Origin of the sequence: Vibrio marinisediminis (assembly GCF_014050145.1) — a bacterium.
Taxonomy (GTDB): Bacteria; Pseudomonadota; Gammaproteobacteria; order Enterobacterales; family Vibrionaceae; genus Vibrio; species Vibrio marinisediminis.
Genome location: NZ_JACFYF010000016.1, coordinates 21143 through 42934, shown reverse-complemented (window position 1 = coordinate 42934; position 21792 = coordinate 21143). Strand labels below are relative to the sequence as shown.

Genomic DNA, 21792 nt, shown 5'->3' with positions numbered 1-21792 from the left:
CACCTATCATCAGATCCTGCCATTTTGCGGGATTTACCATCTGCACACCAATGTTGTGCAAAGTTTAATCATTGCAAATTTAATGTCTTAGCAAAACAGACGCTTGTCACACTTGTTGTCATGGGCTAAAGGCTGTAAAATTCGCGCCCTTATTTATAGTACTGTTGTTGAGAGGCTTCATGACCGCTGAAAAAATCAACCTGCTCGATTTTGATCGCCAAGGATTGCGCAAATTCTTTGCTGAAGAATTAAATGAAAAAGCATTCCGCGCCGAACAGGTGATGAAGTGGATCTACCATTTTGGTGTTGATGACTTCGACAACATGAACAACATCAACAAGGTGTTGCGTGAAAAGCTGAAACAACGCTGCGAGATTAAAGCACCAGTGGTTTCAGAAGCAATGCACTCATCGGATGGCACCATTAAATGGGCAATGCGAGTGGGTGATCAAGATGTTGAAACGGTATACATCCCAGAAGATGATCGCGCAACTTTGTGTGTTTCTTCTCAAGTGGGTTGTGCGCTGGAATGTAAGTTCTGCTCTACTGGGCAACAAGGCTTCAACCGTAACTTGAAAGTGTCTGAAATTATCGGTCAAGTTTGGCGTGCAGCACGTGAAATCGGTCTGCATAAAGAGACTGGTCGTCGCCCAATTACTAACGTAGTAATGATGGGGATGGGTGAGCCGCTACTTAACATGAAAAATCTATTACCAGCATTGGATATCATGCTGGATGATCTTGGTTTTGGTTTGTCTAAGCGCCGCGTTACCGTATCAACTTCTGGTGTGGTTTCAGGCTTAGATCAAATGACAGGTAAAGTGGATGTGGCTTTGGCTATTTCACTGCATGCGCCAAACGATAAGTTGCGTAGCGAAATCATGCCAATTAACGATCGTTGGGATATCCAAGACTTCCTAGCATCAGTTCGTCGTTACATTGCAGCATCAAACGCAAACCGCGGTAAAGTAACCGTAGAATACGTTCTGCTTGACCATGTTAATGATGACATGGACCACGCTCGTGAGCTGGCTGAGCTAATGAAAGAGACGCCATGTAAGGTTAACTTGATCCCGTTTAACCCATACCCGGGCTCGCCTTACAAAAAGCCAAGCAATTCACGTATCGACCGTTTCCAAAAGACGCTGATGCAATATGATATTACCGTGACCGTTCGTAAAACTCGTGGTGACGATATTGATGCAGCCTGTGGTCAGTTAGTGGGTGATGTTATCGACCGTACCAAGCGAACTGCAATGGCAAAAGCGGCGAAAGGCGAAACAATCGACGTTAAAGCGCTATAAAATTGAATTTAATGATTAAGCCAGAGCATTGCTCTGGCTTTTTTGTTGCAATTCATTTCCGACAAAAATCAATATTTATCGCAGTTTGTTGGTTTTATCTTACTTAAAAATGTCAATTTTTAGAAAAACCTTGAGCTTGCTGTAATTTATCTAACCTGATTGTGTTGTTTCATGTTTTATATCTATTAGAATTAACAGTTATACCCTTAACGTATTATCTGATAATTTTACAAAATGACGGGGAAGAGGCATAACTCGTTTGTCTGCAACGTAAACCCAATCTTGCCAGCAAGATGCCTTTAGATGACAAACAGGTTAGCAAATTTACATACCTTAGGTTTTTACCAGCAACTAACTAAAAATAATTAACACTGGTCGACTTAAAGTAAAACGAGAGACACAACAATATGAATACAGATCAACCGACACCAGTGACAGATGAGCTTACTGAGACGAAAACCGTTCAACTTGAACCAGGCACCATTCTAAAACAAAAGCGCGAACAACTTGGTTTATCGCAAAAACAAGTCGCCGATCGTTTGCGCCTGCGTATTGCCATTATTCAACAGATCGAAAATAACGAATTTGAGCCAGACCAAGTCGCGACTTTTACTCGAGGTTACTTACGTTCGTACGCCAAAGTCGTTAGTGCTGATGAAGGTGAAGTACTCGCGGCACTGGACGAAAGTGTTGGGTCGCAACCGCCACAAGAGCAAGAGATGAAAAGTTTTTCGCGTAAGACCAATCGCGAGAAACACGATAGCCGCATCATGGCGATAACATGGGGGATTGTGATTGTCATCGTCGCGATCTCATCGGTTTGGTGGTGGCAGAACCAACAAAAAGATGCAGTGGAGTTGATTGCTGAAGATGAACCAGCACTGATTGTTGAGTCAGAAGAACAACCCGCTGACATTGAACAAATTATTGAGCCTACCGTTGATTCTGTAGAGGAAATACAAACAGAGGCTGCGAACGAAGTTGATGCTGTGACTGAAGAAGAAGTGGCATTACCAGTGAGTTCGGACAATACAGTGCAAACTACTGCTCAGCAAGCAGAACCAATTAACGCGGAAACGGTAGCACCAACTGAGACTACAGATGTAGACATCAGTAACCGTATGGAATTGAAATTTAATGATGAATGTTGGGTTCAAGTTAAAGATTCAACCGGCAAAACGATGCTTAGCGGCATTAAAGGTGCTGGTGAATCTGTAACGGTTGACGGTAAGAAGCCTTACAACATCATTTTAGGTGCGCCGGAAAACGTTTCTATTATATTAGCGAGTGAACCTGTCGACCTTTCTGGGTATACTGCAGGCAAAGCAGCTAGATTTACCTTACCTTAAAAAACGATTATGCATCACGAATCTCCTATTAAACGTCGCCCATCGACTCGTATTTATGTGGGCGATGTGCCTATTGGTGACGGCGCGCCGATTGCGGTGCAGTCGATGACCAACACTAGAACAACAGACGTGGAAGCGACTGTTGCACAAATTAGAGCGCTGGAAAATGTCGGTGCGGATATCGTGCGCGTGTCCGTACCAACAATGGACGCCGCTGAAGCATTTAAGCTGATAAAACAGCAAGTGAATGTGCCGCTAGTGGCCGATATTCACTTTGACTACCGTATTGCGCTAAAAGTAGCAGAATATGGCGTTGACTGTTTGCGAATTAACCCGGGTAATATCGGCAGTGAAGAGCGTATTCGCTCGGTTGTTGATTGCGCTCGCGATTACAATATTCCGATTCGCATTGGGGTTAACGGTGGCTCGCTGGAAAAAGATATCCAAGTAAAATACGGTGAACCAACACCTGAAGCATTGGTGGAATCAGCAATGCGTCACGTGGATATTTTAGATCGCTTAAACTTCGACCAATTTAAAGTGAGTGTCAAAGCATCAGATGTTTTCCTTGCGGTGGACTCATATCGTCTATTGGCAAAGAAAATCGATCAACCATTGCATTTAGGTATCACCGAAGCGGGTGGTGCTCGTGCGGGCTCAGTGAAATCATCGGTAGGGCTTGGCATGTTATTAGCCGAGGGTATTGGTGATACGCTACGTATTTCTTTGGCTGCAAACCCAGTGGAAGAGATCAAAGTCGGTTTTGATATTTTAAAATCGCTACGTATTCGCTCTCGCGGTATTAACTTTATTGCTTGCCCAAGCTGCTCTCGTCAAGAATTTGATGTGATCAGCACGGTAAATGCACTTGAAGAACGTCTTGAAGATATCATTACGCCGATGGACGTATCGATCATTGGTTGTGTGGTTAATGGTCCGGGTGAAGCTGAGGTATCACACCTTGGTTTGGCGGGCAGCAACAAGAAAAGTGCATTTTACGAAGATGGCAAACGTCAAAAAGAGCGTTTCGACAACGATGATCTAGTGAATCAACTTGAAGCTAAGATCCGTGCGAAAGCCGCTCTACTTGATGAAAGCAATCGCATTGAAATCAAAGTGCAAAACTAAATCTCAACGAAGTAATTAAAACTACGGTAATTATTGTGGCAAAAACAATTCAAGCAATCCGAGGCATGAACGACTGTCTCCCAACTCAATCACCACTGTGGCAGAAGCTAGAAAATACAGTGAAGAACGTAGTTAGCGCATACGGTTACAATGAAGTGCGCATGCCAATCGTTGAGATGACGCATCTATTTAGTCGCGCAATTGGTGAAGTAACAGACGTCGTTGAAAAAGAGATGTACACCTTTGACGATCGCAATGGTGACAGCTTAAGCCTACGTCCAGAAGGCACGGCTGGCTGTGTACGTTCAGGCATTGAAAATGGTCTGCTGTACAACCAAGAACAACGTTTATGGTACATGGGACCAATGTTCCGTCACGAACGTCCACAAAAAGGTCGTTACCGTCAATTCCACCAATGTGGTGTGGAAGTGTTTGGCTTAAATGGTCCAGACGTTGACGCAGAGTTGATTATGATGACAGCACGTCTTTGGCGTGAACTGGGCATCGACAAACATGTACGTCTTGAGCTGAACTCAATCGGTTCACTGGAAGCGCGTGCAAATTACCGTCAAGCGCTGATCGCATTCTTAGAGCAACACATGGATGTTCTTGATGACGATTGTAAGCGTCGTATGCACACAAACCCGTTACGTGTATTGGATAGTAAAAACCCAGACGTGCAAGCGATTCTAGGTGATGCTCCGCGTCTTTCTGAATACTTAGATGAAGAGTCTACGCAACATTTTGCAGGTCTATGTGAACTTCTTGATGCTGCGGGTATCGAATACAAAGTTAACGAGCGTTTAGTTCGTGGCTTAGATTACTACAACCGTACGGTATTTGAGTGGATCACTGAAAGCCTAGGTTCACAAGGTACCGTTTGTGGTGGTGGTCGCTACGATGGTCTTGTTGAGCAACTTGGTGGTAAACCAACGCCTGCAGTTGGTTTTGCTATGGGTCTTGAGCGTCTTGTTTTGATGCTAGAAACACTAGAGTTAACCGATGTACGTCGTAGTGTTGACGTCTACATGGTTACCGCTGGTGAAGGTACTATGATGGCGGGTATGAAGCTGGCAGAGCAGCTACGTGAACAAGTACCAGGTCTACGTGTTATGAACCACTTTGGTGGTGGCAACTTTAAGAAGCAATTCAAACGTGCTGACAAAGTGGGTGCGGTAGTTGCACTTGTACTGGGTGAAAATGAAGTAGCGGATAACACCGTGGTACTGAAAGATCTAGTTGGCGGCACACAAGAGACTTACAGCCAAGTAGACGCAATTGCAAAATTGGCTGAGTTTATCTAACCAAATTATAAGTTTAACGAAGTGGTGATGTGAGTCATCACTTTTGTGATATTAAGAGGACAGGAAGTGGAACTCTACGATACTGAAGAACAACAAGTTGAAGCGATCAAAGACTGGTGGAAAGAGAACGGTAAAGCCGTTATTTTCGGCGCAGTGATTGGTTTAGGTGGTCTATTTGGTTGGCGTTACTACCAAGATTCAACCATTGCTGCTCAAGAAGCCGCTTCAGAACACTACACCAAAGCGGTAGAAACCTTGGCAGCGACGGGTGCAGAAGCGGAACAACAAGTTCAGAGCTTTATTGATGCAAACGGTGATACAGAGTACGCCGTGTTAGCAGCACTGCAATTGGCTAAAGTTCAAGTTGAAGCGAACCAATTGGATGCCGCTATTGAGCAGCTTCAATGGGCAACGACCGCTTCTAAAGATCAAGCATTACTTGCTGTGATTAACTACCGACTTGCGCGTCTACAAGCAGAGCAAGGCAAATTTGAAGGTGCTATCGCTCAACTTGATAAAATTACCGATGACGGTTGGCAAGGTCGCGTAGATGAACTGAAAGGTGACATCTTACTGCGTAAAGGCGATGCAGAAGGTGCATACGCAGCTTACACCGAAGCACAACAATCTGGTGATGCGAGCGAAGCATTACAAATGAAATTGGATGACCTAGCCAAGTAAGGACACATTGCATGAAGAAAATGCTGAACAAGGCACTGACAACAGTAGCCGTCATTGGCGTGTTGGCTGGCTGTGCAAGTGAAGAAGACACTATTATCATGGCGCCAGTGCCACAAGTTGATAGTGAATTTACCACTTCATCTGTATGGAGCAGTTCTGTTGGCAATGGTGTCGAGCAGTATTTCTCAAAGCTTTCACCTCAATATGCGTATGGCAAAGTATTCGTTGCTAGCCGAAATGGTGAAGTTAAAGCACTTGATCCTGAAAATGGTAAAGCGCTTTGGGCTATTGACCTAGAAGAAGACACATCAGCTCGCTTGTCAGGTGGCATCGCTGCCGCTTATGACAAATTGTTCATTGGCAGTGAGAACGGTGAAATCATTGCACTAAACCAAGAGACAGGGGAGCTATTGTGGCGTACTCCGGTTCAAGGAGAAGTGCTTTCTACACCAGCAACCGATGAAAACTTGGTGATGGCACATACCAGTGAAGGGCTACTGATTGCTCTTGATCAGCAAAGCGGCGTGCAAAAGTGGGCTATTAGTACCGAAGTACCGACGTTAACGCTACGTGGTACAAGCGCACCTGTCGCGGTTTCTGGTGGTGTATTCTGGGGTACGGCAAATGGTCGTTTGGCTGCTGCGATTGTTCAGCGAGGTCAACTAATTTGGCAACAACCAATTGGTACGCCAAAAGGTGCCACTGAGATTGACCGTATTGTTGATGTGGATGCATCGCCAATGCTGATGGGTAGTACATTATATGTTGTCGGCTATAACGGTCAGCTAACCGCGATTGACTTACGTTCAGGTCAACCTGCTTGGAAGCGCACCTATTCATCGGCTACTGATATTGCTAACGATGGCAGCCGTGTTTTCTTAGTCACAGAGAAAGATCACTTAGTGGCTGTGGATGCACGAAGTGGTACCGAGCTTTGGACTAATAAGCAGCTTGAACACCGTTTAGTGACAGCACCAAAAGTAATTGGTGACTATCTTGTCGTTGGCGATAGCGAAGGTTATCTATACTGGGTTGATCGCAGCTCAGGTGAATTTGTAGCGATGGAAGATGAAGGCAATGGTGGTTTTGCTGTTGCACCGATTCAGCTAAGCGATGGTTTTGTTATTACGACCCGAAATGGCAATGTAAAGAAACTAACGCTCAGTCAATAATTTCGTGATATAATTCACATTCGGCTCCTTGCTGGTGACAGCTAGGAGTCGTTTTGTTTATGTAAAACAAAAACTTAACTTAAAGCATGTTGCTATAGGTAACAATTTGGCGAGAGGAAATCTTGTCAGTCGTTACCTATAACTACATAAGAAAAGAATATTGTAGAGGTTGTTATGGTACCTGTTGTTGCTCTAGTAGGGCGTCCGAACGTAGGTAAGTCTACGTTGTTTAACCGCTTAACTCGCACACGTGATGCGCTTGTGGCGGACTTCCCTGGCTTAACTCGTGACCGTAAATATGGCCAAGCGAAGCTTGGTGAGCATGAATTTATCGTCATCGATACCGGCGGTATTGATGGTTCAGAAGAAGGTGTAGAAACCAAAATGGCACAGCAATCGCTAGCGGCGATTGATGAAGCTGATGTGGTTCTATTCATGGTAGATGGTCGTGCTGGTTTAACTGCTTCGGATGAAGCGATTGCCCAACATCTGCGTAAACTTGAAAAACCAGCAATGCTTGTGGTTAACAAGATTGATGGTGTTGACGCTGACGCGGCAAGTGCTGAGTTTTGGCAATTGGGCATGGATGACATGTACCAAATCGCCGCAGCACATGGTCGTGGTGTCGCTGCGCTTATCGATCTTGCACTTAACCCATTTGCTGAAAAATTGATTGAAGAGACTCAAGGCGAAATCTCAGATTTGACGGAGTTTGAAGATCAAGAAGAAGAAAAGCTAGATTACACCGAAGAAGAAGCGGAAGAAATTTATAAGCGTCTTCAAGATCAGCCAATCAAAATGGCGATCATTGGTCGTCCTAACGTTGGTAAATCAACGCTGACAAACCGTATTCTTGGTGAAGAACGTGTTGTTGTATACGATATGCCGGGTACGACGCGTGACTCTATCTACATTCCAATGGAACGTGATGGTCGTGAATATGTTCTTATCGATACAGCAGGTGTTCGTCGCCGTACTCGTATCAACGAAACGGTTGAAAAGTTCTCTGTTGTTAAGACATTGAAAGCGATTGAAGATGCCAACGTTGTTCTACTGGTTATCGATGCACGTGAAAACATTTCAGATCAAGATCTAAGCTTACTTGGCTTTGCCCTAAACGCAGGTCGTTCAATCGTACTTGCGGTAAACAAATGGGATGGTCTGGACAATGATGTGAAAGAGCAAGTGAAGAAAGAGCTAGACCGTCGTCTAGGTTTCGTTGACTTTGCACGCATCCACTTCATTTCTGCACTTCACGGTACAGGTGTTGGTCACTTGTTTGAGTCGGTACAAGAAGCTTACAAGTCAGCAACGACACGTGTTGGTACTTCCGTTCTGACTCGTATCATGAAAATGGCAACAGATGATCACCAACCACCAATGGTTCGTGGTCGCCGCGTTAAGCTGAAATATGCGCACGCGGGTGGTTATAACCCACCAATCATTGTTATTCACGGTAACCAAGTGAAAGAACTGCCAGATTCATACAAGCGATTCCTAATGAACTACTACCGTAAGTCATTAGAAATTATGGGTACGCCAATTCGAATTCAATTCCAAAATAGTGAAAACCCATTCGAAGGCAAAACCAGCAAGATGACACTTTCTCAAGAGCGTAGCCGAAAACGCTTGATGACGATGGTGAAGAATCGCAAAAAATAACCGCAAGATTAAAAAAAGCGCCTACAATATAGGCGCTTTTTTTATACCTATTAGTATTATTATGATGAATATAACAGCAACTATTACTCAATTTTGTCACCAAACATGGCAACTTGAAGCCAATATCCAGCTTGTTCAACAAGAACAAAATATAACCTACCTAGTCACTGACAAAACCCCATTTCATCCGGTCAGCCACATATGGCCCGATCATCCAGCAGACAGAGGGACAATCACCGTAAACAACCAAGAGTATTCAGTAGTGAACTGCTTAGTTGGTGCGGTTGAATTGGCAACCAATACTCTTTATGTCGATAAGAGCATTCCGATCAAGCGTGACCAACCCGGCTGGGTGTTTGTGGTAGTGCATTGTGTTGATATTGAATCAAATCAGCTAATTATTGGTGAAAGTTTACTTTTATCAGTCGATAAAACTTATCAGCAAGCATTAAGCCGTGGTCATAGCGCAGGTCATTTGGCTTTTTTAGCGTTGAATAAAGTGTTAACGCAGCAAGGTTACTGGCGAAAAGATGCGGACCGAAAAGATCCGCTTGGTCACTATGATTTTAACAGTTACGCGCAAGAGACCAGCTTTGTCAGTGAAGATAAATGTATGGATACCTACCGCCTGGGTAAAACACTACGAAAACGTGGATTAAATAGCGCTGAGGTTTTACAACACTTAATAGAAATTGAAAATGAAATAAATCAACAAGTTAAATCTTGGTTGACCTCCGGGCATGAGATTTCAATGCGTTGCCAAGGCGAGCATTTAACGGACTCACGTTACTGGCAGTGTCACTTGGCTGAAGGTGAGCTGGTTGAAATTCCTTGTGGGGGTACGCACATTGATACACTTAAGGAACTACAAACTATTGCAGTAACTTTACGTGAAAGTGAATCGAACTACATTGAAATGCAGACCGATGTAACTCCAAAGACACGCTAGAGCGATCTTTTTACTTAATTCTGTTTGTGTTCTTATTTTCTTTGTTTGTGGGTGTAAAATATCGCTAAAAATCCAAAAACAGGATATGTAACTTATGCTTTCGGTGTGTGGTTATATAAATGTTCTTTTTGGGGCAGATCGCTGATCAAAATGGATTTAGCCGATGATCTTACTAAGATCATCATGGCAGATTGATTGCTTTAGCGTCAACTAAACGATTGCGCGGTTGTGAGGTGACGAAGATCAAAGTTGAACGACAAACTGAGCGTCAGAATAGGATCTATCGGAACGATGAGGGAATGTAAATGAGCGACAATCAATGCCCGAAATGTCAGCAAGAGTTAGACTGGCAAGGCTACTATCACTGCCATTCGTGTGCTGGAGATTTTGTTAAAGTGGGGTTTTGTCCTGACTGCCAAGCGGAGTTGGAAAAGCTGCAAGCATGTGGCGCGGCGAACTATTTTTGTAACAGCTGTAATGAACTCAAATCAAAGTCGCGAGTCCGTTTTGAGTTTCAGCCCAAAAACCTAGTTAACGGTAGAGCGTAATTCGCCATTTGCTAAGCGGGTGATCAGCGTATCACCCGTTTTCACATCTTGGGCTGATTGCACCACGTCACCGTGTTCTGTTTGGGTAATCGAGTAACCGCGTTTCAGTGTCGCGAGTGGGCTCACCGTATCAAGCTTTTCAGCAGCCAGTGCCAATTGATGGCGCGATGTCAGCAGCTTTTTATCCATCGCATCAAGAAGTTTTTGCTCAACACGCGCTAAGCTCGCTTGTTGAGCGCTTAAACGTTTCGCTGGGGAATGGAGTTGAATGCGGTGTAACTGTCGCTCAAGCTTTTGCTGGTGCTGGGCGATGAATCTTTGCATTGCGCGTTGCAGGCGACCGTCTAACTCATCAAGCTGCTGGCTTTGGCGCTGAAGTTGTTGGTTAGGGTGCTGTTTTTCAAGGCGGTGCTGAAGTAGACGCAGTGTTTGTTTTTGCTCCGCAAAATAATAGCGTAATGCCGCATGTAGCTTCTGTTCATGTGCTACCAGTCCTTGAGCTTTATGGCTATTATCTCGGCTGACCAATTCCGCTGCGGCTGAGGGAGTTGGCGCGCGCATGTCAGCAACAAAGTCAGCGATAGTAACATCCACTTCATGCCCAACAGCGCTGATGATTGGGATCTGGCTAGCCGCGATAGTGCGCGCTAATATCTCGTTATTAAAGCACCACAGATCTTCCAGTGAACCGCCACCACGACCAACGATCAACACATCACATTCATTGCGGCTATTGGCACAACCAATTGCTTGAGCTATTTGAATTGCCGCTTCTTCGCCTTGTACTAGGGTTGGATAGACAATAACAGGAAGAGACGGATCACGACGTTTGAGTACATCAAGAATATCAAACAGGGCTGCGCCTGTTTTAGACGTTACCACACCCACGCATTTGGGATGCTCAGGTAGAGCTTGCTTGCTGGTTTGAGCAAACAGCCCCTCAGCAGCCAACTTCATTTTCAACTCTTCGAATTGTTGCTGCAGTCGACCATTACCTTCCGGTTGCATGCTTTCGATAATCAGTTGGTAGTCACCACGTGGCTCGTATAGAGACAGGCGTGCTTTAACTAATACTTGATTACCGTTTACAGGCTTAAAGGAAACATGACGATTATTGCCACGGAACATGGCGCATTTGACTTGGGCACGAGCGTCTTTAAGAGTGAAATACCAGTGACCGGAGACAGGAGCAGAGAAGTTAGATATCTCACCAACGAGCCAAACGATCCCCATTTCATTCTCAAGCAAAAGGCGCACTTCTGCGTTAAGTCTAGAAACGGTAAAGATATTTTGATTGGTCAGAGATGACACAGCTAATCTCGTGGGCGTGAATATGGAAATTAGCGGCAATATAATACATAGCAAGGGGGTAAATGCAAGAAAAAAATTAAATAAATTTGTGGTCAAGCGTCAGTCTTCACCGTATAATCCCTCCGCAATATCTAATCCAAATGCAGCAAAGTGAACAAAACTTGCGGCACTCATTATGCGAAACGATGAGGTTGGATTTCCTTTTTTACCTTTCTATTGAGAGATATTGCAAATGCTAAGAATTGCCAAAGAAGCGCTGACATTCGACGATGTACTACTAGTGCCAGCTCACTCCACTGTTCTCCCAAACACAGCTGATCTTCGCACTCAGTTGACGAAAAACATTTCTTTAAACATCCCAATGATTTCTGCGTCTATGGACACAGTGACTGAGGCTCGTTTAGCTATCGCACTGGCGCAAGAAGGCGGCATCGGCTTTATCCATAAGAATATGTCTATCGAACAGCAAGCAGAGATGGTTCACCAAGTGAAGATCTTTGAAGCTGGTGTTGTGACACATCCCGTAACGGTTCACCCAGATGCGACCATCGCAGACGTAGTAGAACTTACTAGAAAACATGGCTTTGCAGGTTTTCCTGTTGTCACTGAAAACAACGAACTAGTCGGTATCATTACTGGTCGTGATGTTCGATTTGTTACTGATCTAAACAAAAAAGTGTCAGCGGTAATGACGCCTAAAGAGCGTTTAGCTTCAGTAAAAGAAGGCGCGTGTCGTGAAGAAGTGCAAGAGAAGATGCACAAAGCACGTGTTGAAAAAGTACTGGTAGTGAATGATGATTTCCAATTAACCGGTATGATCACGGCAAAAGACTTCCACAAAGCAGAAACGAAACCGAACGCATGTAAAGATGCGCAAGGTCGCCTACGTGTAGGTGCCGCAGTTGGTGCTGGCGCTGGTAACGAAGAGCGTGTTCAAGCCTTGGTTGAAGCGGGTGTTGACGTTCTACTTATTGACTCTTCACATGGTCATTCTGAAGGTGTACTAAACCGTATTCGCGAAACTCGCGCTGCTTTCCCTAATCTAGATATCATCGGTGGTAACGTTGCAACGGGTGCTGGTGCCAAAGCATTGATCGAAGCCGGTGTAAGTGCTGTTAAAGTGGGTATCGGCCCTGGCTCTATCTGTACTACTCGTATCGTAACGGGTGTTGGTGTTCCTCAAGTAACAGCAATTGCAGATGCAGCAGCAGTAGCAAATGAATTCGGTATTCCAGTTATCGCTGATGGCGGCATCCGTTTCTCTGGTGATATCTGTAAAGCAATCGCAGCCGGTGCATCTTGTGTGATGGTTGGCTCAATGTTCGCAGGTACCGAAGAAGCACCAGGTGAAGTCATTCTTTACAATGGTCGCTCTTACAAATCTTACCGTGGCATGGGTTCACTAGGCGCAATGTCTCAAGGTTCTTCAGACCGTTACTTCCAATCTGACAATGCAGCAGACAAGCTGGTACCAGAAGGTATTGAAGGTCGTATCGCATACAAAGGTCTATTAAAAGAGATCGTTCACCAACAAATGGGTGGTCTTCGTTCAAGTATGGGTCTAACTGGCTCAGCGACAATTGAAGCTATGCGTACTAAAGCAGAGTTTGTTCGTATCTCAGGTGCAGGTATGGCGGAGTCTCACGTACACGACGTTCAAATCACCAAGGAAGCACCAAACTACCGTCGTAGTTAATCTTTACTTAGCAAAAGAATCTCGACGTAAACGTTTGCTTTTTTCCTTGAAGCATTGATAAGAGGCGGGTAAACTCGCCTCGTTTTCATAACCTAGCTTATAAGACTGCCCAAAATGACTAAAAATATTCATGACCAACGTATCCTTATCTTGGACTTCGGTTCTCAATACACTCAATTAGTTGCACGCCGTGTCCGTGAAATCGGTGTTTACTGTGAACTATGGAGCTGGGATGTTGAAGAAGCGGATATTCGTGAATTCAACCCAGACGGTATTATCCTATCTGGTGGTCCAGAAAGTGTAACGGAAGATAATTCGCCACGCGCTCCTCAATATGTATTTGACTCAGGTGTACCAGTTCTAGGTGTATGTTACGGCATGCAAACTATGGCTGAGCAGCTAGGTGGTAAAGTAGCAGGCTCAACTGAGCGTGAATTTGGCTACGCACAAGTTAAAGTATCTGGTGAATCTGCAATCTTTAAAGATCTTGAGCTAACTCAAGATGTTTGGATGAGCCACGGTGACAAAGTTGTAGAAATTCCAGCTGATTTCGTAAAAGTAGGCGAGACAGATACCTGTCCTTACGCTGCAATGGCGAATGAAGAGAAGAAATACTACGGCGTTCAGTTCCACCCAGAAGTAACACACACTAAAGGCGGTCTACAAATGCTGGAGAACTTTGTTCTTGGCGTATGTGGTTGTGAGCGTCTTTGGACTTCTGAATCAATCATTGAAGATGCAGTAGCTCGAATCAAAGAGCAAGTAGGTGATGACGAAGTTATCCTTGGTCTTTCTGGTGGCGTAGATTCTTCTGTGGTTGCCATGCTAGTGCACCGCGCAATTGGCGATAAACTAACGTGTGTATTCGTTGATAACGGTCTACTTCGTTTAAACGAAGGTCAACAAGTAATGGATATGTTTGGCGACAAGTTCGGTCTAAACATCATCAAAGTTGACGCTGAAGATCGCTTCTTAGACGCACTTAAAGGCGAATCAGAGCCAGAAGCTAAACGTAAGATCATTGGTCACGTGTTTGTTGATATCTTCGATGAAGAATCTAAGAAACTAACCAATGCTAAGTGGTTAGCGCAAGGTACTATTTACCCAGACGTTATCGAATCAGCAGCCTCTAAAACAGGTAAAGCGCACGTAATTAAATCTCACCATAACGTGGGCGGTTTGCCTGACGATATGGCAATGGGCTTGGTTGAGCCACTACGTGAGTTGTTTAAAGATGAAGTTCGTAAGATTGGCTTAGAGCTAGGTCTTCCTTATAACATGCTTTACCGCCACCCATTCCCAGGACCTGGTCTAGGTGTTCGCGTTCTTGGCGAAGTGAAGAAAGAGTACTGTGACTTGCTACGTCGTGCTGACGCTATCTTCATTGAAGAGCTTCATGCAGCGGATCTATACAACAAAGTATCTCAAGCCTTCACGGTATTCCTACCAGTTCGCTCTGTGGGTGTAATGGGTGATGGTCGTAAATACGATTGGGTTGTATCGCTACGTGCAGTAGAAACAATCGACTTCATGACAGCGCATTGGGCACATCTACCATACGACTTCTTAGGTAAGGTTTCTAACCGTATCATCAACGAAGTTAACGGTATTTCTCGCGTGGTGTACGATATTTCAGGTAAGCCACCAGCGACGATCGAATGGGAATAATCCTCCTCGATTAGAGATAATAAAAACCAGCCTTCGGGCTGGTTTTTTTGTGCCTTTTATTAATGAAATCGCTGCAAATTGGCTTTTTATTGCATCATTATTGAATTTAAAAATGGCTATTTTATGTGGTTTTTAGCTGTGTTTTTGTTGGTTTTCGCAGACGTTACCGACTAGCGAGTTAATGTTAGTGTGTGGGTTGATTTGTGTAATATAAGTTTTCACCAAAGAAGTGTTGTTTTTGTACGCTCTCGCTCTAAAATCTGCGCGTAAATTTTATCACTTTTTTTGAAAGGTACGCTTAAATGTCAACAAAACTGGCTAACCCAGCACCATTAGGTCTAATGGGTTTCGGTATGACTACCATCCTGCTTAACATCCACAACGCAGGCTTTTTCCCAATTGATTCTATGATTCTGGCTATGGGCATCTTCTACGGTGGTCTAGGTCAAGTGCTTGTGGGCATGATGTGTTTTAAACGTGGTGACACGTTTGGTACGACAGCGTTCACTTCTTACGGTCTATTCTGGCTAACGCTAGTTGGTTTGATCGTAATGCCTGAAATGGGTCTAGCGGCTGCTAGCCCACACAGCTTCATGGGTTGGTACCTAGCTCTTTGGGGTATCTTCACTGGCTTTATGTTTGTTGGTTCACTTTGCTACCCACTAGCGAAGCAAGTAATCTTCGGCTCACTAACAGTACTATTCTTCCTACTTGCTGCACGTGATTTCACTGGTAGCACAGTTATCGGTACTATCGCAGGTATCGAAGGTATCTTCTGTGGCGCGAGCGCAATTTACTTTGCAATGGCTCAAGTACTGAACAATGAATACGGTCGCGTTGTTCTACCTGTTGGTCCTGCTCGCGTTCAACGTGTTACAGCAGCTGAACAAGTAGCGGCTTAATCGCTCGCGTATGTAACACGCTTTAATTATTGAGAAAAGGGTTAGCCATTGGCTAACCCTTTTTTTATTCGGTAAGGCTCGCGTTGATCTCGTCACTGTATAGCGTTCTTTTCCATGAGTGGTAATTTTGTTAAGCAATCAACTTACCACGAGGGGACAATGAGAATTCAAGAGGCATCTATTCAAACGGGTTTGAGCCTACATACGTTGAGATACTATGAGAAGCAAGGTTTGATTTATCCGGTCCCAAGAGATGAGTCGGGTCACCGTTTTTATCGTCAACAAGATATCCATTGGCTTCATTTTGTTCAGTGTTTAAAAATGACGGGTATGCCGCTAAAAGATATTCGGGCTTACGCAAGCATTATGAAATCAGAGCAAAAGCCGACGGAATTTCTATTAGATATTTTGCAGCAGCATAAACAAAGGCTACAACAAAATCGTCGAGAGATTGATGAGTGCCTAGGGCATATCAATTGGAAGATAGAACACTATACGACGCTAGTGTGAAAGATTAAAACGGGGCATACACCCCGTTTTACTATTATGAGTGACGGAAAGTGTCGATCTGTTTTAGCTCATCGGGTGAGAGTATTATCTCTGCCGCAGGCAAGAGCTCTTTCAATTGTAAACGGGTCCGTGCGCCGATAATGGTCCCGGTAGTTGCTGGGTGAGCTAATGTCCAAGCAATGCTTAACTGGGCTACGCTGCACTGTTTTTTGTCGGCTAGAGTTTGAAGGAAATTAACGAACGCTAAGTGTCGACTAAACTCAGGCTCCTGAAACTGTTCACTTTTTCTGCGCCAATCTTGCGCGTCTAAATAACTAAGACGTTGATGATCCCAAGTACCCGTGAGTAAGCCATGCGACATTGCGGAATGATGTATCGTACCCACTTGATTGTTCAGGCACCAAGGAAGCACGTCTTGCTCTATGTCTCGGTTAATTAATGAGTATGGGGGCTGCAAAGAGGTGATTGGCGTGATCTTACTGACGCGCTCGAGTTGTGTAACGGAAAAATTTGAAACACCAATATGGCGTACTTTGCCTTCTTGCTTAAGTTGGGTGAGTGTTTCCCACGCTTGCTCAAGCAAATGATCTTGGTTTGGTTTGTGAATCTGATAAAGATCGATGCAGTCAACGTTGAGCCGAGCTAAACTCAGTTCAATCTCTTCTCTGATCGAATGACGACTTAAATCAGCGAGCAACTCTGATTCACCTTCGTTCCAACGAAAGCCACACTTTGTAAATATATAAGGGCGATGGCTGGACTGTTTTAGTGCTTTCGCTACAACGCGCTCTGAGTTGCCCAAACCATAAGCGGGCGCGGTATCTATCCAGTTGATACCATTATCGAGCGCGGTGTGAATGGTCTTGATTGAGTCTTGTATATTTTGTTCTCCCCAACCCCAATCTCCGATATTGCCACCAATTGCCCAGCTACCAAGTCCGAGTACAGAAATATCGAGATCTGAGTTACCTAGCATACGCTTTTCCATGATTGAATCCTTAATTGTCATAAGAGATGAGTACTTGGTAATAAACGTGGGGGTTAGAGTATGGTCTAACTCAATGTCAGAGTTTTGGAAAGGCTACATCAGTCGCATTATTTCCGAATGGGACATTGCAAAAAGAAAGGGGTTAACCGTTTGGTTAACCCCTTTTAGTTTTACAGATTACCACTGCTTTTTTTATGATGAAGTGTTGTTTACCACTTCTACGTCGACTTCTTTATCACCTGAGGTTGCCGATTTTCCTGATTCTCGGCGATATCTATCTTCCCAGTAAGTCGCACCTTTGATGCCTAATTTCACTGGGTTGAATGTGTATTCAGTCACACCACGTTTTTGTTGTTCTTCATAATCTTTCAATGCTTTGATCGCTGGCTTTGAAAGGAAGAAGATGATCAAAATACCCACGATGTTTAGCCACGCCATTAAACCAACACCCACATCACCCATCGCCCAAGCGAGGTTTGCTGTTTTGACGGTGCCATAGAATACCGCTGAGATGAGAACCAGTTTTAGGATGAACATTAGCCCGCTGATCTTAAATGTACGGCGGATATAGGCAATATTCGTTTCTGCAATGTAGTAATAAGCCAAAATGGTCGTGAATGCGAAGAAGAACAGTGCAACCGCGATAAATGGCTTACCAATGCCTGGTAGAGCACTTTCAATGGCTAGCTGGGTAAACACTGGACCGTTAGCGCTGATGCTTTCCGATAGGTTCTGTACTAAGAATGCCCCTTCTCCACCACCGTGTACGTTGTACGCGCCAGTAATAAGGATCATAAACGCAGTCGCTGAACAAACCAGTAACGTATCAATATAGATTGAAAATGACTGAACTAAACCTTGTTGTGCAGGGTGGTCCACATTCGCTGCTGCCGCCGCATGTGGTCCTGTACCTTGACCGGCTTCATTAGAATAAACACCGCGCTTAACACCCCAACCAATCGCAGCACCAAAGCCGGCCATTGGAGTAAAGGCATCATTTATGATCATGGCAAAAATCGTTGGAACCGCACTGATGTTCAGCAAAATAATGATAAATGCCGTCACAATGTACGCTAATGCCATAAAAGGAACCACGACTTGGGTAAAGTGAGCAATTCGCTTAACACCACCAAAGATGATGAAGGCGAGGATGATAGAGACAACGGTGCCAGTAAAGATTTTAGCAAAACTGAAGGTACCAACAGCCGTTTCGATCATTTGCCCTGAACCAAAAGCCGCTTCAACAGCATTACCGATACTGTTTGATTGCACACCCGGTAGTAAAACACCACAAGCAAAAATTGTTGCGATAGCAAAGATCCACGCATACCACTTTTGACCCATCGCTTTTTCGATGTAGTAAGCTGGTCCACCACGAAATTCGCCTTCATCTTCTTCTTTATAGATCTGCGCGAGTGTTGACTCAGCGTATGCGGTTGCCGCCCCGAAGAAAGCGACTGTCCACATCCAGAATACAGCGCCAGGACCACCAAAGCCTATCGCTGCAGCAACGCCCGCGATATTACCAGTACCGACACGACCGGAGAGTGAAACGGCAAGTGCTTGGAAAGAGGAGATCCCTTTTTCAGAACTTTTACCTGATAGAAGTAGTCGCCACATTTCGAAGAAGTGACGGATTTGAACAAAACGTGTAATGACCGAATAAAATAAGCCCGCGCCTAGGCATAGATAAATAAGCACGGGACTCCAAATAATTCCATTCAGAAAATCAACTAAAGACTGCATGAGCATTTTCCCTGTTAATGATGGTTGTATGCGAGATGTTGCGTTTGTTGTATTTATTGTGTGCTCGAATATTAACCTTTATGTAGCGCATTTGTTAAATTATTTGTTTTGTTGGTGTGATCTCTGTGATATTGAGCACTAAAGTTTGCGTGGAGTTGCTTATGTGGTTTGTAGTATGGCTATTACGTTGTTTTGTAGAATTAATAGGTTATTTTTATTAACAAATACAGGCTCGAATGCTGCGCAATAAAGAGGATCTATTCATTTTTTATGCTTAAAAACTGACCAGCAATGAAATATGCATCTGATTCGGTTATCAAATCGCAATAAATTAATCTCATTTTAACTAATCAACGATATCGTGCGGATTTTGTGTCTTGTGTCGCTAGTCTCATGGTGAAAAATTAGGCATTCTAGATGTTGAGTAATAAAAACATCATGGATGAATTATGAAAGACGAAACTTTAGCAATTCACTTCGGTTATGAAACCGATCCGACAACTAAATCTGTGGCAACACCTATTTACCAAACCGTCGCTTATGAGTTTGATAGCGCTCAGCATGGTGCTGATCTGTTTAATCTTGAAGTTCCGGGAAACATCTATACACGCATTATGAACCCAACCAATGATGTGTTGGAAAAACGCATGGCGGCTTTGGAAGGCGGAATCGCGGGATTGGTAGTTAGCGCGGGGAGTGCCGCAATTAACTATGCCATTCTTACGCTTGCTGAAGCGGGTGATAATATCGTTTCAACCCCGCAACTCTATGGTGGCACTTATACGTTATTTGCCCATATGTTGCCTAAGCAGGGAATTGAAGTTCGCTTTGCGAAAGACGACAAGCCAGAGAGTCTGGCGGAGTTGATTGATGAAAATACCAAAGCGGTCTATTGCGAAAGTATCGGTAACCCTGCGGGAAACATCATTGATTTAGAACGTGTTGCCGATCTTGCGCACGCACAAGGTGTACCGGTGATTGTCGACAATACCGTCGCAACCCCAGCCTTGTGTAAACCTATCGAGTTTGGCGCCGATATCGTGGTGCACTCACTAACTAAATACGTTGGTGGTCATGGCACAACACTTGGTGGTGTGATTGTTGATGCGGGTAAATTCCCTTGGGCTGAGCACAAAGAACGCTTCCCAGTATTTAACCAACCAGAGCCTTCTTACCATGGTGTTGTGTACACTGAAGCCTTTGGTGACGCTGCGTTTATTGGGCGCGCCCGTACGGTGCCTTTGCGCAATACAGGTTCAGCAATGTCTCCAATGAATGCATTTATGCTAATGCAGGGGCTAGAAACGTTGTCATTACGTATGGAAAGGCATACAGAGAATGCTTTAAAAGTAGCCGAATATCTCAAGCAGCATGAAAAAGTCAGTTGGGTGAGTTACGCTGGTTTGACGGATTCTCCGTTTTACCCGTTGGCTGAGAAATATATGCAAGGTAAGCCATCTGCAATCTTATCTTTTGGTTTAAAAGATGGTTATGAAGCTGGTGTTCGCTTCTATGATGCGCTGCAGATCTTTAAGCGTTTAGTGAATATTGGCGATGCTAAATCGCTGGCTTGTCATCCCGCATCGACGACCCACCGCCAGTTAAGTGAAGCTGAGCAACGCCAAGCTGGCGTGTCACCAGAGATGATTCGCCTCTCTGTTGGCATTGAACATATTGAAGATATTCTTCAAGACTTAGAGCAAGCATTGCAATCTTAACTCTGTCTTTGGAAAGTGAGTTTTTGGGAAGTGAGTGATGAGCGTATCTGAGAACTAAGATTTCATCACTCTATTTCAACCAATCTAGGCGCCTAAACGGGCGCCTTTGTTGTCTCTAGCCTTCTTTACGCCTAACAAGCGACATACCAAGTACGCGTTTTTGGCTTATGATGATCTAACAGCGAATGAAGTATCGCGCAGCTAGAAATAAAAGGGCAAAAAGATGGCAGGATTAAGTTTATTAACACTTTTAGATGATATTGCATCCGTACTTGATGATGTAGCGCTGATGTCTAAAGTTGCTGCCAAAAAGACAGCAGGCGTTCTTGGGGATGACTTAGCCTTAAATGCTCAGCAAGTCTCTGGAGTCAGAGCAGAGAGGGAAATTCCGGTCGTATGGGGCGTTGCAAAAGGCTCGTTCAAGAATAAGTTGATCTTAGTCCCCGCCGCTTTATTGATAAGCTCGATAGCGCCGTGGTTGATCACCCCTTTATTGCTGATTGGCGGCTTGTTTTTGTGCTTTGAAGGTGCTGAGAAAATTCATGAGAAGTTTTTCCACCATGATGATTTAGTCTCTTATAGTAGTGATGAGACCAATCCACCACTACAGTCAGCAGAAGAGTTAGCAGATTATGAGCAAAAAAAGATTAAAGGCGCAATTCGGACAGATTTCATCCTTTCTGCAGAAATAATTGTGATTGCTCTAGGCACGGTACAAGGGCATCCGTTTCTCACGCAAGTATTGGTGATGAGCCTCATTGCAATACTGATGACCATCGGCGTTTATGGTTTGGTGGCAGGAATTGTGAAAATGGACGACTTGGGTTTTTATTTGCAACGCAGAAGCGAGGGTAAGGGAGCTTTAGGGGCGATAGGGAATGGGTTGGTCGCAACTGCACCTAAGTTGATGAGGCTATTAACCGTGGTGGGGACCATCGCCATGTTCTTAGTCGGTGGTGGTATTGTGGTGCACAGCTTGCCGTTTGTTCATCATGCTTTGGAAACTATGGTGAGTTTTCTGCCAGTGATCCCCTTTGTTTCCGCGACTTATTCCGTGGTTGGCAATGGAGTGATTGGCTTAGTCAGTGGCTTTATTGTTTTGGGGGTAATTAGCCTTTATCAAGCAATTAGATCATGATGTTCCTAAAGCTCATAG

General features: G+C 44.3%; 18 protein-coding genes. 15 read left to right on the top strand and 3 right to left on the bottom strand.

Going from position 1 to position 21792, the window contains the following annotated elements:
• Window positions 1–179 precede the first annotated feature (179 nt).
• From rlmN to H2O73_RS17815, 9 genes are all read left to right on the top strand, one after another.
• On the top strand, window positions 180–1304 hold the full coding sequence (rlmN, locus tag H2O73_RS17855; protein ID WP_182110289.1) for a dual-specificity RNA methyltransferase RlmN: 1125 nt from the start codon (window positions 180–182) through the stop codon (window positions 1302–1304).
• 407 nt (window positions 1305–1711) lie between these two features.
• Entirely contained in the window at window positions 1712–2653 is a 942-nt protein-coding gene (locus H2O73_RS17850) for a RodZ domain-containing protein (protein WP_182110288.1), read from the top strand.
• Window positions 2654–2662: 9 nt separating this feature from the next.
• Window positions 2663–3781 (top strand): flavodoxin-dependent (E)-4-hydroxy-3-methylbut-2-enyl-diphosphate synthase, encoded by a 1119-nt coding sequence (ispG, locus tag H2O73_RS17845; protein ID WP_182110287.1) that lies wholly within the window; start codon window positions 2663–2665, stop codon window positions 3779–3781.
• A gap of 35 nt (window positions 3782–3816) precedes the next feature.
• Window positions 3817–5085, top strand: a complete 1269-nt coding sequence (gene hisS, locus H2O73_RS17840; protein ID WP_182110286.1) for a histidine--tRNA ligase — start codon at window positions 3817–3819, stop codon at window positions 5083–5085.
• 66 nt (window positions 5086–5151) lie between these two features.
• A complete protein-coding gene (locus H2O73_RS17835) occupies window positions 5152–5766 on the top strand; it encodes a YfgM family protein (protein WP_182110285.1) in 615 nt (204 codons plus the stop codon).
• An 11-nt stretch (window positions 5767–5777) separates the two neighbouring features.
• Window positions 5778–6938: an outer membrane protein assembly factor BamB gene (gene bamB, locus H2O73_RS17830; protein WP_182110284.1), complete on the top strand. Its 1161-nt coding sequence runs from the start codon at window positions 5778–5780 to the stop codon at window positions 6936–6938.
• Window positions 6939–7112: 174 nt separating this feature from the next.
• Window positions 7113–8600, top strand: coding sequence for a ribosome biogenesis GTPase Der (der, locus tag H2O73_RS17825; protein WP_182110283.1), 1488 nt, complete (start codon window positions 7113–7115; stop codon window positions 8598–8600).
• Window positions 8601–8664: 64 nt separating this feature from the next.
• On the top strand, window positions 8665–9549 hold the full coding sequence (locus H2O73_RS17820) for an alanyl-tRNA editing protein (RefSeq protein ID WP_182110304.1): 885 nt from the start codon (window positions 8665–8667) through the stop codon (window positions 9547–9549).
• A gap of 305 nt (window positions 9550–9854) precedes the next feature.
• Window positions 9855–10097: a zinc ribbon domain-containing protein gene (locus H2O73_RS17815; protein WP_182110282.1), complete on the top strand. Its 243-nt coding sequence runs from the start codon at window positions 9855–9857 to the stop codon at window positions 10095–10097.
• On the opposite strand, the gene xseA is transcribed toward H2O73_RS17815, so the two are convergent.
• Window positions 10077–11408, bottom strand: a complete 1332-nt coding sequence (gene xseA / locus H2O73_RS17810; protein ID WP_182110281.1) for an exodeoxyribonuclease VII large subunit — start codon at window positions 11406–11408, stop codon at window positions 10077–10079. The two genes, H2O73_RS17815 and xseA, sit on opposite strands and share 21 nt — an antisense overlap.
• A 232-nt stretch (window positions 11409–11640) precedes the next feature.
• Here xseA and guaB point away from each other — a divergent pair, with 232 nt between their 5' ends.
• From guaB to H2O73_RS17790, 4 genes are all read left to right on the top strand, one after another.
• Window positions 11641–13104, top strand: a complete 1464-nt coding sequence (gene guaB, locus H2O73_RS17805) for an IMP dehydrogenase (protein WP_182110280.1) — start codon at window positions 11641–11643, stop codon at window positions 13102–13104.
• A 114-nt stretch (window positions 13105–13218) separates the two neighbouring features.
• Complete coding sequence (guaA, locus tag H2O73_RS17800) at window positions 13219–14772, top strand: glutamine-hydrolyzing GMP synthase (protein WP_182110279.1); 1554 nt, start codon at window positions 13219–13221, stop codon at window positions 14770–14772.
• A gap of 302 nt (window positions 14773–15074) precedes the next feature.
• Window positions 15075–15674, top strand: coding sequence for an acetate uptake transporter (locus H2O73_RS17795; protein WP_182110278.1), 600 nt, complete (start codon window positions 15075–15077; stop codon window positions 15672–15674).
• Between the two features lie 159 nt (window positions 15675–15833).
• The gene (locus H2O73_RS17790; protein WP_182110277.1) at window positions 15834–16184 is read left to right on the top strand and encodes a MerR family transcriptional regulator; all 351 of its coding nucleotides are present in this window, start codon (window positions 15834–15836) and stop codon (window positions 16182–16184) included.
• 34 nt (window positions 16185–16218) lie between these two features.
• On the opposite strand, the gene H2O73_RS17785 is transcribed toward H2O73_RS17790, so the two are convergent.
• Together H2O73_RS17785 and H2O73_RS17780 are read right to left on the bottom strand one after the other, a co-directional pair.
• Entirely contained in the window at window positions 16219–17172 is a 954-nt protein-coding gene (locus H2O73_RS17785) for an aldo/keto reductase (protein WP_182110276.1), read from the bottom strand.
• A gap of 192 nt (window positions 17173–17364) precedes the next feature.
• Window positions 17365–18918, bottom strand: coding sequence for an alanine/glycine:cation symporter family protein (locus tag H2O73_RS17780; protein WP_182110275.1), 1554 nt, complete (start codon window positions 18916–18918; stop codon window positions 17365–17367).
• A gap of 449 nt (window positions 18919–19367) precedes the next feature.
• Here H2O73_RS17780 and H2O73_RS17775 point away from each other — a divergent pair, with 449 nt between their 5' ends.
• Window positions 19368–20636 carry an O-acetylhomoserine aminocarboxypropyltransferase/cysteine synthase family protein gene (locus H2O73_RS17775; protein ID WP_182110274.1) on the top strand — a complete coding sequence of 423 codons (1269 nt, stop codon included), beginning with the start codon at window positions 19368–19370 and terminating at the stop codon, window positions 20634–20636.
• A 223-nt stretch (window positions 20637–20859) separates the two neighbouring features.
• Entirely contained in the window at window positions 20860–21774 is a 915-nt protein-coding gene (locus H2O73_RS17770; protein WP_182110273.1) for a DUF808 domain-containing protein, read from the top strand.
• Window positions 21775–21792: the final 18 nt, after the last annotated feature.